This is a genomic window from Pseudomonas sp. MIS38, assembly GCF_019891575.1.
In the GTDB taxonomy this organism is placed as follows: Bacteria; Pseudomonadota; Gammaproteobacteria; order Pseudomonadales; family Pseudomonadaceae; genus Aquipseudomonas; species Aquipseudomonas putida_A.
This window is the reverse complement of sequence record NZ_JAFLXF010000001.1, coordinates 343215-358237: the sequence shown is the minus strand read 5'-3', so window position 1 is coordinate 358237 and position 15023 is coordinate 343215. Positions and strand designations below refer to the sequence as shown.

Genomic DNA, 15023 nt, shown 5'->3' with positions numbered 1-15023 from the left:
TTGTCAGCCGGCCGCTTGCGCGGGCGCAGCCCACGCCGTGTCGGCGTCTTGCAGGTTCACCGAGCAGACGCTGATCAGGTTACGAAGTTTTTCCGCAATCACCTGGGCGCGATGCCAGCTCAGACCATCGATGACGATATCGATCGACAGCAGATCGTCGAGCCGCTCGACGTGGACCTGTTGCGGCGTGAGGAATTGCAGCGCAAATAGATTCAGCACCCGCACCAGCAGATCCGGCTCGGCCTCGGCAAGCAACTGATAACGCGCGCAGCAGTGGGCATTGTTGACGTTCCACACATCGGCGCGGGGCGCGGGGGTATTCACGGCTTCGAGGTGAGGCATGTCCGGTCTCCAGAGTCAGTGGAGGAATTTTTACATTCGATGCCGGGCATTTCTTGTCTAAGATGAGCGAATTCGCGGATTACTCGACTGGAACGATTCGCAAAATGATCATTTTGAGGATTGATTATGCATGGCGAGCTGGACAGCTACGACCGGCGGATTCTCGCCCTGCTGCAAGAGGACGCGTCACTGTCCAGCGCGCAGATCGCCGAGCAGGTGGGCCTGTCGCAATCGCCGTGCTGGCGGCGGATTCAGCGGATGAAGGAGGAGGGGATCATTCGCGGGCAGGTGACCTTGCTTGATCGCAAGAAGATCGGCCTGAACACGCAGATCTTCGCCGAGATCAAGCTCAACGCCCACGGGCGTTCGAACTTCACCGAATTCACCGAGGCGATTCGCGGTTTTCCGGAAGTGCTGGAGTGTTATGTGCTGATGGGTGCGGTGGATTTTTTGTTGCGGATTGTCGCGGCGGACATCGAGGCGTATGAGCGGTTCTTCTTCGAAAAGCTGTCGCTGGTGCCAGGGATTCAGGAGGTGAACTCGATTGTGGCGCTGTCGGAGATCAAGTCGACGACCAGCCTCCCGGTCTAGCACGGATGGCCTCCGTGGCGAGGGGATTTATCCCCGATGGGTCGCGAAGCGGCCCCGCTTTAGTAGAAAGCAGGGACTGCTGCGCAGTCCATCGGGGATGAATCCCCTCACCACACAGTCATCACATGCGCAGCAGCATTTTCCACGCACGATTCTGATAAACCGCAATCGCCTGCTGCTTGCGCGCATCGAGCAGTTCGTCAGTGATCGTCGGCTCGTTGGCCAGTTGCGCCAGTTTGTTCAGCTCGCCGTACAGGCGATCCATTTCCGCGATCTCCAGCACGTTACGCGCGTGGTGCAGCCAGACCTGGATGCGTTCGATGCGCGGCAGTTGCTCGGCCAGATCTTCCGGCTGCTGCTGATAGCGCTGCAGTTGCAGGGACGTGGCTTCTTCGCCGAGCATGCGCGGCAGCCAGCTGTGCAGTTGCGCGGCGCCCTGACGATTGCCGCGGGTGTTGCGCTCGGCGGCCCAGGTGCGGGCCAGCAGCCAGCGCGAAACAGTCAGCGAGAACAGGCCCCAGCGTGGGTCTTCCAGTTCTTCGAGGAATTGCTCCGGCGCGGCCTTGCGTACGTCTTCGTCTTCGATACCGACCTGAACCAGTGGGCGCCAGTCTTCCAGCAGTGCATCCAGCGCCACCCGCAGGTCGTGAGTGGCCGGACGCGGTGCGGCCTGGCCGAGGCTGCTGAGCAGGGCGCGCATTTCCGCGAGGTTCTCGACCCAGTCCTGCAGCAGGCGCCAGTGGCCGTTGAAGCGATATTGTTCGGCCAGACGCTGGCTGCTGCCGAGCAAGTGCCAGGCCAGTGCGGCGAAGGCGTCGTCGAGTTGGGTTTCCGGCGTCAATTGCGGCGCCGGCAGGCTCAGCGAGTAGCTGTTGGCGTCGTACAGACGGTAGCCGCGCTCGGCCTTGCTGATGTCGCACGGCATCAGGGCCAGGGTTTCGGCCAGTTCGGCGGCCAGTTCCAGCAACGCGGCAGGCTCACCTTCGCGCAGTTCCAGTTCCAGCTCGCAGATTTCTTCTTTCTGTTTGCCGACCACCACGTGACCGAGGTCCAGCGCGGCTTCGATCACCACTTTGGCCTTGCCGCGGCCCCAGGCGATTTCCGCGCGCTCGCGGACGAAATCGGTGGTGAAGATCGGCTTCAGGGTTTTCTTGTCCAGCTCGGCCAGCGACTCGGGCCAGCATTCGCCGTCGAGTTTCTTCACGTCGAGCTTGGCTTTGGGCAATTTCCAGTCGTACTCGTTACGCTCGGACAGACCGGCAACACTCTGACCACGGGTCTTGAGGGTCTGAATCACTTCGTCACCGTCCTTGCGCAGGCGCAGGGCGACTTTGGCCTGAGCCAGGTCGCGCTCGGGGGTGTCGAAGTACTGGTTCATCAACTCACGGCGTTCCCAGCCATTTTTGTTGCGTTTTTTCAGGAGCGGGTGCTCGCGCAGGGCAGCGAGGGTTTCGCGGCTGACGCGGAGTTTGATTTCGGTTTCTTTCTGCATGGCCGGAAAATCCAGGATCGGGAGCGCAGCCGGGGGAATGTGTGGCTGCCAAGGCCGTGCAGTGTACAGGACTCAAACTTCCTACGCCCTGCGGCGGTTTATTCCGAGCGCCGGATGGCTCTATGATGGACTTCAAATCGGGAGTTGGAGTCAGCGATGCCTTTGCCATCCATGCAAGACCAGTTCGCGGCACTGATCGCCGCACCGTCGGTCAGTTGCACCCAACCGAGCCTGGATCAGTCCAACCGGGCGGTGATCGATTTGCTTGCCGGTTGGCTGGGGGATCTGGGCTTCAGCTGCGATATCCAGCAGGTCAGCCCCGGCAAATTCAACCTGCTCGCCAGTTTTGGCAGTGGCCCCGGCGGTCTGGTATTGGCCGGGCACAGCGACACGGTGCCGTACGACGATGCGCTGTGGCAGACCGATCCGCTGAAACTCACCGAAGTCGATGGCCGCTGGGTCGGGCTGGGCAGTTGCGACATGAAGGGTTTTTTCGCGCTGATCATCGAGGCCGTGCAGCCGCTGCTCGACCAGCCGTTCAAGCAACCGCTGCTGATCCTCGCCACCTGTGATGAAGAGAGCTCGATGTCCGGTGCCCGGGCGCTGGCCGAGGCCGGCAAGCCACTGGGCCGTGCGGCGGTGATCGGCGAGCCGACCGGGCTCAAACCGATCCGCATGCACAAGGGCATCATGATGGAGCGCATCGATATCCTCGGGCAGAGCGGCCATTCGTCGGATCCGCGCCTCGGCCACAGCGCCCTCGAAGCGATGCACGATGCCATTGGCGAGCTGCGCGGTTTGCGTCTGCTATGGCAGCGTGAATTCAACAACCCGCAGTTCAGTGTTCCACAGCCGACCATGAACTTCGGCTGTATTCATGGCGGCGACAATCCGAATCGCATCTGCGGCCAGTGTTCGCTGGAGTTCGATCTGCGCCCGTTGCCGGGCATGGACCCGAAAGTCCTGCGTGCGGAGATTCTGCGCAAGCTCAATCCGGTTGCGGAACGTCATCAGGTGAAGATCGACTACCAGCCGTTGTTCCCGGAAGTGCCGCCATTCGAGCAGGCCGAAGACGCCGAATTGGTGCGCATCGCCGAAAAGCTCACCGGCCACAGTGCCGAAGCAGTAGCGTTCGGCACCGAAGCGCCTTATCTTCAGCGCCTTGGCTGCGAAACCATCGTGCTCGGCCCCGGCGATATCGCCTGTGCACACCAGCCCGGCGAATACCTTGAAATGTCACGTTTGCAGCCTACCGTGCATCTATTGCGGCAGTTGATTGAACATTACTGCCTGAGCCCGGACAAACGATGATGTCCACCTGTGGGAGCGGGCTTGCTCGCGAAGACGGTGGGTCAGTCGACATGGATGTACCTGATACACCGCTTTCGCGAGCAAGCCCGCTCCCACAGGGGGGACGGTGTTTTGTCAGACCAAACGCTGTAAATTGCCAGCACCCCAACCCGTATTCATGAGGAGAGCGCGCGTGTCGCCAAGCCTGTTCCGACGATAACCATCAGCCCGCTGTGCGTTTTCCGTTTCGCCCTTTTTTCGGCTGCTATTTATTACAGGCCCAGGTTCATGCCCGAATACGTCAATTGGCTTCGTCACGCGTCCCCTTACATCAATGCCCACCGCGACTGCACCTTCGTCGTCATGCTGCCCGGCGACGGCGTGGAGCATCCGAATTTCGGCAACATAGTCCACGACCTGGTGCTCCTGCACAGCCTCGGCGTGCGTCTGGTGCTGGTCCACGGTTCGCGCCCGCAGATTGAAACCCGCCTCGCCGCTCGCGGCCTGACCCCGCACTACCACCACGGCATGCGCATCACCGATGCGGCGACGCTGGAGTGCGTGATCGACGCGGTCGGTCAGCTGCGTATCGCTATCGAAGCGCGGCTGTCGATGGACATGGCCTCGTCGCCGATGCAGGGCTCGCGCCTGCGGGTGGCCAGCGGCAACCTCGTTACCGCCCGGCCGATCGGTGTGCTTGAAGGTGTCGACTATCACCACACCGGTGAAGTGCGCCGGGTCGATCGCAAAGGCATCAATCGTCTGCTCGACGAGCGTTCGATCGTGCTGCTGTCGCCGCTGGGCTACTCGCCGACCGGGGAAATCTTCAACCTCGCCTGCGAAGACGTCGCCACCCGCGCCGCCATCGACCTCGGTGCCGACAAGCTGCTGCTGTTCGGCGCCGACCTCGGTCTGATCGACGAGAACGGCAAACTGGTGCGCGAACTGCGTCCGCAACAGGTGCCTGCGCATCTGGCGCGTCTGGGCAATAACTATCAGGCGGAACTGCTGGATGCTGCTGCCGAGGCTTGCCGTGGCGGTGTCGCGCGCAGCCATATCGTCAGCTACGCCGAAGACGGCGCGCTGCTGACCGAACTGTTCACCCGCGACGGTGGCGGCACACTGGTCGCTCAGGAGCAATTCGAACTGGTGCGCGAGGCGGCGATTGAAGACGTCGGTGGTTTGCTCGATTTGATCAGCCCGCTGGAAGAGCAGGGGATTCTGGTGCGTCGTTCGCGCGAAGTGCTGGAGCGCGAGATCGAGCAGTTCAGCGTGGTCGAGCGTGAAGGCATGATCATCGCCTGTGCGGCGTTGTACCAGATTGCCGATTCGGACGCTGGTGAACTGGCGTGCCTGGCGGTGAATCCGGAGTACCGTCACGGTGGTCGCGGCGATGAGCTGCTGGAGCGCATCGAGACCCGTGCCCGGGCGCAAGGGTTGAAAACCCTGTTCGTCCTCACCACCCGCACGGCGCACTGGTTCCGCGAGCGCGGGTTCGAACCTAGCAGTGTCGAGCGTCTGCCGGCGGCGCGGGCGTCGCTTTACAACTATCAGCGCAACTCGAAGATCTTCGAAAAGACCCTCTGAAGATACCGAGGGATTCTTGTGGCGAGGGGATTCATCCCCGATGGGCCGCGCAGCGGCCCCGCTTCACCAAAAGCAGGGGACTGCTGCGCAGTCCATTGGGGATGAATCCCCTCGCCATCTATTCAATTGTTTTCGGTTACAAACTTCGCACTGACGTACGGCGAGTAGTCCGGCAGCACCGTCTCGACCTTGCCTTGTTCCTTCAAAAACTTCGCCGTCTCACCAATCGCCTTCGCCGTGCCGCCGTCCAGCAGTGCAGTTGATTGCTGCGCCTTGGCATCAGGGAACGCGGAACCGGCGAGCAATTCCGGCACGTCGGCGGCATTGGCACCCGTCAGTTTTGCGATTTTCTGCACCGGCGCCGAGTCCGCTGTCCAGCTGTCTTTATGGCTGGCGTAATCGGCAAACGCGTCTAGAGTGACCTTGGCAAATTTGGCTACCACCTCAGGATGTTTCTCGGCGTAGTCCTTGCGCGCGACCCAGACTTCGAAGGTCGGTGCGCCCCATTGGCCGACTTGAGCGGCATCGGTCAGGGTCTTGCCGGTCTTGCGGATTTCGCCCAGTGCCGGTGACCAGACAAATGCGCCGTCGATGTCGCCACGCTTCCATGCCGCAGCGATTTCCGCCGGTTGCAGGTTCACCACTTTGACTTTCGAGGTGTCCAGGCCCCAGTGCTTGAGTGCGCCGAGCAGGCTGTAGTGAGACGTGGAAACGAAGGGCGTGGCGATGGTCTTACCGACCAGATCCTGCGGGCTATTGATGCCGCTGCCATTACGCACCACCAAGGCCTCGGCGGCATTGATCTGCGCTGAAACAATGAAGGCGACGATCGGCAGATTGCGTGAAGCGGCCGCTGCCAACGGGCTGGAGCCGAGGTTGCCGATCTGCACATCGCCGGAGGCAATGGCTGTCACAACTTCCGGGCCACTATTGAAGCGTCGCCAGTCGATCTTCTGGCCGATGGTTGTTTCGTAAGTGCCGTCGGCCTGGGGGACTTTGCTGGGGTCGATCCCGGTTTGATAACCGATGGTGAGGTTGGCAGCCTGCGCGGAAAAACAAATCAGCGTCGACACACAAACTGTAACAAATTGACTAGATAGTGCGCGTTTAGCCATCATGGCGTCGCCTTTTCGATAGGGTTTGACGAATTGGGGTTGCGCCAAAGCTAATCGATATAAAAAAAGGCTAACAAATACCATTTAGGAATGAGCTTAGTCGCCGATACGTTGTATCCGGGCGAAGATGGCTAGATAGTGGCCATATTCCCGAATGATATGAAAAAGAATGAATAAATTCTTTTTGGGTTTATCAGGAAATCTTTACTCTGCACGGACCAAATCACTGCGATTAGACCTTGGTCGTAGACACACAAGGTTACGATTGACTTGTCAGTCACGGTCTGGCGCTAATCGCGCATCTTAGGATCCAGGGCATCAGACCCCGGGCCAGGAACACAAGAATTAGAAACGAGAGGAGCTTTACATGAACAAGTCCACCTTGGCCCTGGCTGTGGCCGTAGGGGTTATGGCGCAGCAGGCAGGCGCCGCCGGTTTCATCGAAGACAGCAAGGCCACTCTGGGCTTGCGCAACTTCTACATCAACACTGACAACCGTGACTCCGGCACCAAAGCGGCTGGCGCGCAGAACAAGAACGAAGAATGGGGCCAAGGCTTCGATCTGCGTTTCATCTCCGGTTACACCCAAGGCACCGTAGGCTTCGGTATCGATGCCATCGGCCTGCTGGGCGTGCGCCTGGATTCGGGCGGCGGCACCAACGGTGCAACCTCGACTTCCTACGGTGGCACTGTTTTCCCGAGCAAGTCCAACGGCGAAGCTGTTGATAACTTCTCGAGCCTGGGCCTGACCGCCAAGGCCAAGATCTCCCAGACCGAACTGAAGCTGGGTACCCTGCAGCCGAAGAACCCGGTCATCGTGACAAACGACGGTCGTCTGCTGCCACAAACCTGGCAGGGTGGCCAGATCACTTCCGGCGAGATCAAGGACCTGACCCTGGTCGCTGGTCAGATCGAAGCAGTGAAAGGTCGTAACTCCAGCAACAACGAGAACCTGTCCGTTGGTGGTGCGAACGCTCGCGTTGCCAACAGCAACAAGTTCTACTACGCCGGTGGTGACTACAAAATCACCAAGGACCTGACTGCCCAGTACTACTACGGCAACCTGGAAGACTTCTACAAGCAACATTTCCTGGGTCTGGTTCACAACTGGGCAATCGGCCCGGGCGTGCTGAAGTCTGACTTCCGCTACTTCCACAGCAGCGACGACGGCGCCAATGGCAACACCGCAGCCTACTTCGGTAACGGTAACTACGTCGGCAACGTCAGCGGCAAAGGCCCGATCGACAACAATCTGTACAGCGGCCTGTTCCTGTACACCGTTGAAGGCCACACCTTCGGTGGCGGCTACCAGGTTTCCAACGGCAGCTCCGACTTCCCTTGGCTGAACCAGGGCGACGGTTCGTCGAACTACACCATCACCGACATGCAGATCCAGAAGTTCGGTCGTGCCGGCGAGAAAACCTGGCAAGCACGCTACTCGTATGACTTCGCCAAAGTCGGCCTGCCTGGCTTGACCGCCGGTTTGGTCTACCTGCGTGGCGATGATATCGACACCGTTGGCTCCAACCGTCGTGAGAACGGTACCGGTGCTTCCGAGTGGGAACGCGATCTGACCATCGGTTACGTTATTCCTGAAGGCCCGGCCAAGAACCTGGGCTTCATGTGGAAAAACGCTACCTGGCGCAACGACATCCCAGGTCAACGCGACCAGGACGAAAACCGCCTGATCGTCAGCTACTCGATCCCGCTGCTGTAACAGCGCGTTCAAGCTGTTGATGTAAAAAAAGCCCCGTCCGGCATCGCGCCGGACGGGGCTTTTGCATTTTCGGGTCAGGCTCACCCCCGTAAGCCTGTTCCGAAATTTCCCTCTTTTGCAGCTACTCAAGGCCTTCTCGAACCTTGAGAGCGATGTTCGTCGCGATGCCGGTGAGCGTCCAGTGAACGATGTTTAATATTCCTTTAGATTCTAAATATCTATTTATTTATTCTTTTTCATGATGTCGAATCCCGAGCTACAGTTGAGTTCTCCAACAACTCATCAGGAGCAGCATCATGAGCCTCAGACTCGGCGACATCGCCCCCGACTTCGAACAGGATTCCAGCGCCGGCAAGATTCGTTTCCACGAGTGGCTGGGCGATAGCTGGGGCGTGCTGTTCTCCCACCCGGCCGACTTCACCCCGGTATGCACCACCGAGCTGGGCTTCACTGCCAAGCTCAAGGATGAGTTCGCCAAGCGCGGCGTCAAAGCCATCGCGCTGTCTGTCGACCCGGTGGACTCGCACCACAGGTGGATCGAAGACATCAACGAAACCCAGAACACCATCGTCAATTTCCCGATCCTGGCCGACGCCGATCGCAAGGTTTCCGATCTCTATGACCTGATCCATCCGAATGCCAACGACACCCTGACCGTGCGTTCGCTGTTCGTGATCGATCCGAACAAGAAGATTCGCCTGACCATCACCTACCCGGCGAGTACCGGGCGCAACTTCCACGAGATCCTGCGGGTGATCGATTCGCTGCAACTCACCGACAACTACAAAGTGGCGACCCCGGCCAACTGGCAGGACGGTGATGAGGTGGTGATCGTGCCGTCGCTCAAGGATGAGGAAGAGATCAAGCGGCGTTTTCCCAAAGGCTATCGTGCTGTGAAGCCATACCTGCGCCTGACGCCGCAGCCGAACAAGTGAATCAGTGAAATTTGGGCTGTAGCTACCGCCGCCTTCGCGAGCAAGCCCGCTCCCGCATTTGGAATGCGTTCCCCTGTGGGAGCGGGCTTGCTCGCGAAGGCGTCGGCCAAGCCGACACAAAATCCAGAACCACAAAGCAGGGGATTTCAGGCCGTTTTCACGGCCTGTTTTTTTGCCCGGAACAAAGCAAATCGCATATCTCTTAAACGCATAACCAAATGAATAAATATGATTTATGGATATATAAATCAGCTGGTAAGGTCACTTCCATCGAAGCGAGATCGCAACCCGCGAATCGCCTGTAACGCTTAAGGAATTGTCTCAATGCTGGTCGTCTCACTCGGTGGCAGTCCTAGCCAGCGCTCCCGCTCAGGAGTGTTGCTTGAGCGCTCGCAACGCTGGTTGCAGGCGCAAGGGGTGGAAGTGGTGAGTTATCAGGTGCGGGACTTCCCGGCCGAAGATTTGCTCCACGCCCGCTTCGACAGCCCGAAGGTGCTCGACCTGCTGGCGCAGATTGAAAACGCTGACGGTCTGCTGATCGCCACGCCGGTGTACAAGGCGTCGTTTTCCGGGGCGCTGAAGACCGTACTCGATCTGCTGCCCGAACGCGCCTTGAATCACAAGATTGTTCTGCCGATGGCCACCGGCGGCAGCATCGCCCACATGCTGGTGGTCGATTACGCGCTCAAGCCCGTGCTGTCGGCATTGAAAGCCCAGGAAATGCTCCAGGGCATTTTCGCCGAGGACAGCCAGATCGCTTACGGCGAAGGCAGCGCCCAGGCGCAACTGGCGCCAGCGCTGGAACAGCGTCTGCATGAAGCGCTGGATCAGTTTGTCAGTGCCATGGCTCGCCGGCCGAAACCGCTGGAGCCGGGCCTGTTGAATGAACGTTTATTGAGTGCTCGCTGGAGCATTTGAGCCTTACCCGAATTTGCTCCACTCACCTTACTCAGCCGCTAACGGCCAAGCAGGTGCAGCCAAAACCCAACAGCAAAAAGGAGAGCGCTATGCGCACTGTATTTTTGCGTCGTGGTCTGGTCGCTCTGTTTGCTGCGGCTGTGTCCTTCGGCGCCATGACTCAAGCTCAAGCCGAGACATTGCGGATCGGTTATCAGAAGTACGGCACGCTGGTGCTGCTCAAGGCCAAAGGCACTCTGGAAAAGCGTCTGGCCGCCCAAGGCGTGGACGTGCAATGGACTGAATTCCCCGGCGGCCCGCAACTGCTGGAAGGCCTGAACGTTGGCTCGATCGACTTCGGTGTTACCGGCGAAACCCCTCCGGTATTCGCTCAGGCTGCCGGCGCTGATCTGCTCTACGTCGCCTACGAACCGCCAGCGCCGAACAGCGAAGCGATCCTCGTACCGAAAGACTCGCCAATCAAATCGGTAGCGGATCTCAAGGGCAAGAAAGTCGCCCTGAACAAAGGCTCCAACGTGCACTACCTGCTGGTTCGCGCATTGGAAGATGCCGGCCTCAAATACTCCGATATCCAGACCGTGTTCCTGCCGCCGGCCGATGCTCGCGCCGCGTTCGAGCGTGGCAGCGTCGATGCCTGGGTAATCTGGGATCCGTACCAGGCCGCTGCCGAGAAACAGCTGCAAGCGCACACCCTGCGTGACGGCAAAGGCATCGTCGACAACCATCAGTTCTACCTCGCGACCAAACCTTACGCGCAGAAAAATCCCGAAGTGATCAAGACCCTCGTCGAAGAAGTGCGCGCTGTGGGCGAGTGGTCCAAAGCCAACCCTGAAGACGTGACCCAGCAGGTCGCGCCGCTGCTCGGCCTGCCGGCGGACATCACCCTGACCTCGGTGAAACGCCAGGGCTACGGTGCGCTGTTCCTGACCCCGGACGTGGTCGCCGCGCAACAGAAAATCGCCGACACCTTCTACCAGCTCAAGCTGATTCCCAAGCCGTTGAGCATCAAGGATGTGATCTGGACACCACCGGCCGCTGTGGCCCAAAGCTCGGTTAGCCAAACCCAGTAAATCGAATCCCCAAGGAGACCACTCCATGAGCCTCAACATCTTCTGGTTCCTGCCTACCCACGGCGACGGCCATTACCTTGGCACCGCCGAAGGCGCCCGCGCCGTTGATCACGGTTATCTGCAACAGGTCGCACAAGCGGCGGATCGTCTGGGCTTTGGCGGCGTACTGATTCCCACCGGCCGTTCCTGCGAGGACTCGTGGCTGGTCGCCGCGTCGCTGATCCCGGTGACCCAGCGTCTGAAATTCCTTGTCGCCCTGCGCCCCGGGATCATTTCCCCGACGGTCGCGGCGCGGCAGGCAGCGACGCTGGATCGTCTGTCCGGCGGCCGTGCGCTGTTCAACCTGGTGACCGGTGGCGATCCGGAAGAGTTGGCCGGTGATGGTCTGTTTCTCAACCATGAAGAGCGTTATCAGGCCTCGGTGGAGTTCACCCGGATCTGGCGTCGGGTGCTGGAAGGCGAAACCGTCGATTACGACGGCGAACACATCAGCGTGAAGGGCGCCAAGCTGCTCTATCCGCCGATCCAGCAACCGCGTCCGCCGCTGTACTTCGGCGGCTCGTCGGAAGCGGCGCAGGATCTGGCTGCCGAACAGGTCGAAATGGTACTGACCTGGGGCGAGCCGCCAGCCGCGGTGGCCGAGAAGATCGAACAAGTGCGCGCCAAAGCCGCCAAGCTCGGGCGTACCGTGCGCTTCGGCATTCGTCTGCATGTGATCGTGCGCGAAACCAACGCCGAAGCCTGGCAAGCGGCAGACCGGCTGATTTCGCATCTGGACGACGACACCATCAAACGTGCGCAAGCATCGCTGGCGCGCTTCGACTCGGTCGGTCAACAACGCATGGCCGCGCTGCACGGCGGCAGTCGCGACAACCTCGAAGTCAGCCCGAATCTGTGGGCCGGCGTCGGCCTGGTGCGTGGCGGTGCCGGTACCGCGCTGGTCGGCGATGGTCCAACCGTGGCCGCCCGCGTGAAGGAATACGCTGATCTGGGTATCGATACTTTCATCTTCTCCGGTTATCCACACCTCGAAGAGTCGTACCGCGTCGCCGAACTGCTGTTCCCGCACCTCGAGATCGAGCGCCCAGAGCTGCCGAAAAGTGCCGGTTACGTCAGCCCGTTCGGCGAGATGGTGGCCAACGATATTCTTCCCAAAGCCGCGTCGCAGAGCTGAGGCGCGCCATGAACAAATTTATCCACAGCCTCGCGCCCTGGGCGTTGCCGGTGCTCCTGCTGGCGGTGTGGCAGTTGTCGGTGTCGGCTGGCTGGTTGTCGACGCGGATCCTGCCGGCACCGGTGGCAGTGATCGAGGCCGGTGTCAGTCTGGTGCGCAGCGGCGAGATCTGGACGCACCTGGCAATCAGCGGCTGGCGCGCGGCACTCGGTTTCACCATCGGCGGCAGCATCGGCCTGGTGCTGGGCTTCATCACCGGCCTGTCGAAGTGGGGCGAACGCCTGCTCGACAGCTCGGTGCAGATGATCCGCAACGTGCCGCACCTGGCGCTGATTCCGCTGGTGATCCTGTGGTTCGGCATCGATGAGTCGGCGAAGATTTTTCTGGTCGCATTGGGCACGTTGTTCCCGATCTACCTCAACACCTACCACGGCATCCGCAACGTCGACCCGGCGCTGGTGGAAATGGCGCGCAGTTATGGCCTGTCCGGTTTCAGTTTGTTCTGGCAGGTGATTCTGCCGGGCGCGTTGCCTTCGATTCTGGTCGGTGTGCGCTTTGCGCTGGGCTTCATGTGGCTGACGCTGATCGTTGCCGAAACCATCTCCGCCAGCTCCGGCATCGGCTATCTGGCGATGAATGCCCGGGAGTTTTTGCAGACCGATGTGGTGGTGCTGGCGATCCTGCTTTACGCGGTACTCGGCAAACTCGCTGATCTCGCCGCCCGTGGACTTGAGCGTGTGTGGTTGCGCTGGCATCCGGCTTATCAGGTTGCCAAGGGAGGTGCGGCATGACCGCTCAACAACCCCCACGCCTGCTGCGCGGGATTCCGCTGGTGGTGCGCAATCTGCAGAAAACCTTTGGCGCTCGGCAGGTGTTGCGTGACATCGACCTGCACATTCCGGCGGGGCAATTCGTCGCCGTGGTCGGACGCAGCGGGTGCGGCAAGAGCACCTTCCTGCGCTTGCTCGCCGGCCTCGACCAACCGACTGGCGGCGAGCTGCTGGCCGGTGCCGCACCGCTGAGTGATGCGCGGGAAGACACCCGGCTGATGTTCCAGGAAGCCCGGCTGCTGCCGTGGAAAAAGATCATCGACAACGTCGGCCTCGGCCTTAAAGGCAACTGGCGCCCGCAAGCTCTGGAGGCGCTGGAAGCGGTGGGTCTGGCCGATCGCGCCAACGAGTGGCCGGCCGCCTTGTCCGGCGGGCAGAAGCAGCGTGTGGCGCTGGCCCGGGCGCTGATTCACCAGCCGCGCCTGCTGTTGCTCGACGAGCCGCTGGGTGCGCTGGATGCGCTGACCCGCATCGAGATGCAGCAACTGATCGAACGCCTCTGGCAGCAGCATGGGTTCACCGTGCTGCTGGTGACCCATGACGTCAGCGAAGCGGTGGCGATTGCCGACCGGGTGATTCTGATCGAGGACGGCGAAGTCGGTCTCGACCTGCAAGTGGAACTGCCACGCCCGCGAGTGCGCGGATCGCATCGACTGGCGGCGCTGGAAACCGAAGTGCTCAACCGTGTTCTGTCCCTGCCCGGCGAGCCGCCGGAGCCGGAACCTGTTTCACCACTGCCTACGCAATTGCGCTGGGCTCAATAACTCAAGTTACATCCAACGACAGGAATCAAAGCCATGACTATCAAAGCCATCAACGTGCGCAACCAGTTCAAAGGCTCGATCAAGGAGATCGTTCTCGGCGACGTGCTGTCGGAAATCGACGTGCAAACCGCTTCCGGCATCGTCACTTCAGTGATCACCACCCGCTCGGTCAAGGAGCTGGAACTGGCGGTGGGCAGCGAGGTGATCGCCTTCGTGAAATCCACCGAGGTGTCGATCGCCAAGTTGTAAGCCTGTGGAACAAAACAAACCCCGGAGGGCGTGAGCCCTTCGGGGTTTTTTGTGCCTGATCTGAAAACTGTGGCGCGGCCTTCGCGAGCAAGCCCGCTCCCACAGGGGATCGCGTTCCAAATGTGGGAGCGGGCTTGCTCGCGAAGGGGCCGGTGAATGCGCTAGAGAACTCTTTTGGGCAGGTAAGGCGGCAGATACAGGCCGATATAGGCATCAAACACCCGCATCCCTTCCTCGGCCATGCGCGGTGTGATCTGCCCGTGCTGCTGCACCGAGCGCGCATACACGCGGTCGCCCAGTTCCATCGCCAGCGCGAACACATCGACATCGCTTGGCAGGCGCGGCAATTCGAAGTGATGGTCGAACAGCTTGTGCATCAGGTCGCCGAGTTCGATGTCGTGCTGGCGGTCCGCCTGGGTCACTTCGGTCAGGCCGTGCTGGGCGAGGATCAACTGGCGGGCCGCCGCGTCTTCGTCGTAGATCTCCAGCATCCGCTCTTCGACCAGCCGCGACAGGTCACGCCAGTCGCGCAGCGCCTCGTGGTCGATCGGCGCTTGCAGGCAGGCGCGAAACGCCGCATGCACGTCGGCGGTCAGCGCTTCGAGCAGTGCCGGCACGCTGGCGAAGAAGTGGTACACGGAGGAGGGCGGAATCTGCGCGCGTTCGGCGACGCTGTAGATCGACAGACTGGCCACACCCTCGGCGGCCAGCAGCGTACGCGCGGCGTCGAGTATCGAATCGATCCGCGCCTGGCTACGGGCACGGGGTTTGCGAACGGGGGCGGGACGCGTCATGGAAGTCTCCTGCGGGGCAGCGGGCATTGTACGAGCCGAGCCGTGTGTTGTCTGCCAGGACGCCTTCGGGAGCAAGCCCCCTCCCACAGTTGATCTTCTGCGTACAAAAGATCCCCATCCGCTGTAGATCCCCTGTGGGAGGGGGCTTGCTCCCG

At 60.7% G+C, this 15023-nt stretch carries 15 protein-coding genes; 11 read left to right on the top strand and 4 right to left on the bottom strand.

Features of this window, described 5'->3' with window-relative positions:
• Positions 1–3: 3 nt before the first annotated feature.
• Positions 4–342, bottom strand: a complete 339-nt coding sequence (locus J1G18_RS01595) for a hypothetical protein (RefSeq protein WP_103368200.1) — start codon at positions 340–342, stop codon at positions 4–6.
• A gap of 126 nt (positions 343–468) precedes the next feature.
• On the opposite strand from J1G18_RS01595, the gene J1G18_RS01590 reads away from it, so the two are divergent.
• Positions 469–933 carry an Lrp/AsnC family transcriptional regulator gene (locus J1G18_RS01590; protein WP_223006995.1) on the top strand — a complete coding sequence of 155 codons (465 nt, stop codon included), beginning with the start codon at positions 469–471 and terminating at the stop codon, positions 931–933.
• Between the two features lie 121 nt (positions 934–1054).
• Here the strand turns inward: J1G18_RS01590 and J1G18_RS01585 are convergent, their stop codons facing one another.
• Complete coding sequence (locus tag J1G18_RS01585; protein ID WP_096796143.1) at positions 1055–2425, bottom strand: inorganic triphosphatase; 1371 nt, start codon at positions 2423–2425, stop codon at positions 1055–1057.
• Between the two features lie 156 nt (positions 2426–2581).
• Between J1G18_RS01585 and argE the strand changes: the two genes are divergently transcribed.
• Positions 2582–3736: an acetylornithine deacetylase gene (gene argE, locus J1G18_RS01580; RefSeq protein WP_223006994.1), complete on the top strand. Its 1155-nt coding sequence runs from the start codon at positions 2582–2584 to the stop codon at positions 3734–3736.
• A 267-nt stretch (positions 3737–4003) separates the two neighbouring features.
• Complete coding sequence (gene argA, locus J1G18_RS01575; protein WP_007967974.1) at positions 4004–5302, top strand: amino-acid N-acetyltransferase; 1299 nt, start codon at positions 4004–4006, stop codon at positions 5300–5302.
• Between the two features lie 122 nt (positions 5303–5424).
• Here argA and tauA read toward each other — a convergent pair whose 3' ends face one another.
• Positions 5425–6420 carry a taurine ABC transporter substrate-binding protein gene (gene tauA, locus J1G18_RS01570; protein ID WP_098966160.1) on the bottom strand — a complete coding sequence of 332 codons (996 nt, stop codon included), beginning with the start codon at positions 6418–6420 and terminating at the stop codon, positions 5425–5427.
• Between the two features lie 364 nt (positions 6421–6784).
• Between tauA and J1G18_RS01565 the strand changes: the two genes are divergently transcribed.
• The 8 genes from J1G18_RS01565 (at position 6785) to J1G18_RS01530 (ending at position 14074) form a co-directional block, all read left to right on the top strand.
• Positions 6785–8134, top strand: coding sequence for an OprD family porin (locus tag J1G18_RS01565; protein ID WP_096797605.1), 1350 nt, complete (start codon positions 6785–6787; stop codon positions 8132–8134).
• A gap of 296 nt (positions 8135–8430) precedes the next feature.
• On the top strand, positions 8431–9069 hold the full coding sequence (locus J1G18_RS01560) for a peroxiredoxin (RefSeq protein ID WP_223006993.1): 639 nt from the start codon (positions 8431–8433) through the stop codon (positions 9067–9069).
• Positions 9070–9393: 324 nt separating this feature from the next.
• Complete coding sequence (gene ssuE / locus J1G18_RS01555) at positions 9394–9987, top strand: NADPH-dependent FMN reductase (protein ID WP_096797603.1); 594 nt, start codon at positions 9394–9396, stop codon at positions 9985–9987.
• 89 nt (positions 9988–10076) lie between these two features.
• Positions 10077–11057: a sulfonate ABC transporter substrate-binding protein gene (locus J1G18_RS01550; RefSeq protein WP_223006992.1), complete on the top strand. Its 981-nt coding sequence runs from the start codon at positions 10077–10079 to the stop codon at positions 11055–11057.
• 25 nt (positions 11058–11082) lie between these two features.
• On the top strand, positions 11083–12231 hold the full coding sequence (gene ssuD, locus J1G18_RS01545; RefSeq protein ID WP_210556381.1) for an FMNH2-dependent alkanesulfonate monooxygenase: 1149 nt from the start codon (positions 11083–11085) through the stop codon (positions 12229–12231).
• A gap of 8 nt (positions 12232–12239) precedes the next feature.
• On the top strand, positions 12240–13022 hold the full coding sequence (ssuC, locus tag J1G18_RS01540) for an aliphatic sulfonate ABC transporter permease SsuC (RefSeq protein ID WP_027610511.1): 783 nt from the start codon (positions 12240–12242) through the stop codon (positions 13020–13022).
• Positions 13019–13825, top strand: coding sequence for an aliphatic sulfonates ABC transporter ATP-binding protein (gene ssuB, locus J1G18_RS01535; protein WP_223006991.1), 807 nt, complete (start codon positions 13019–13021; stop codon positions 13823–13825). The genes ssuC and ssuB overlap by 4 nt, the downstream gene beginning before the upstream one ends.
• A 33-nt stretch (positions 13826–13858) precedes the next feature.
• On the top strand, positions 13859–14074 hold the full coding sequence (locus tag J1G18_RS01530; protein ID WP_007967989.1) for a molybdopterin-binding protein: 216 nt from the start codon (positions 13859–13861) through the stop codon (positions 14072–14074).
• A 161-nt stretch (positions 14075–14235) separates the two neighbouring features.
• On the opposite strand, the gene J1G18_RS01525 is transcribed toward J1G18_RS01530, so the two are convergent.
• Entirely contained in the window at positions 14236–14868 is a 633-nt protein-coding gene (locus tag J1G18_RS01525) for a TetR/AcrR family transcriptional regulator (RefSeq protein WP_098966151.1), read from the bottom strand.
• Between the last annotated feature and the right edge of the window lie 155 nt (positions 14869–15023).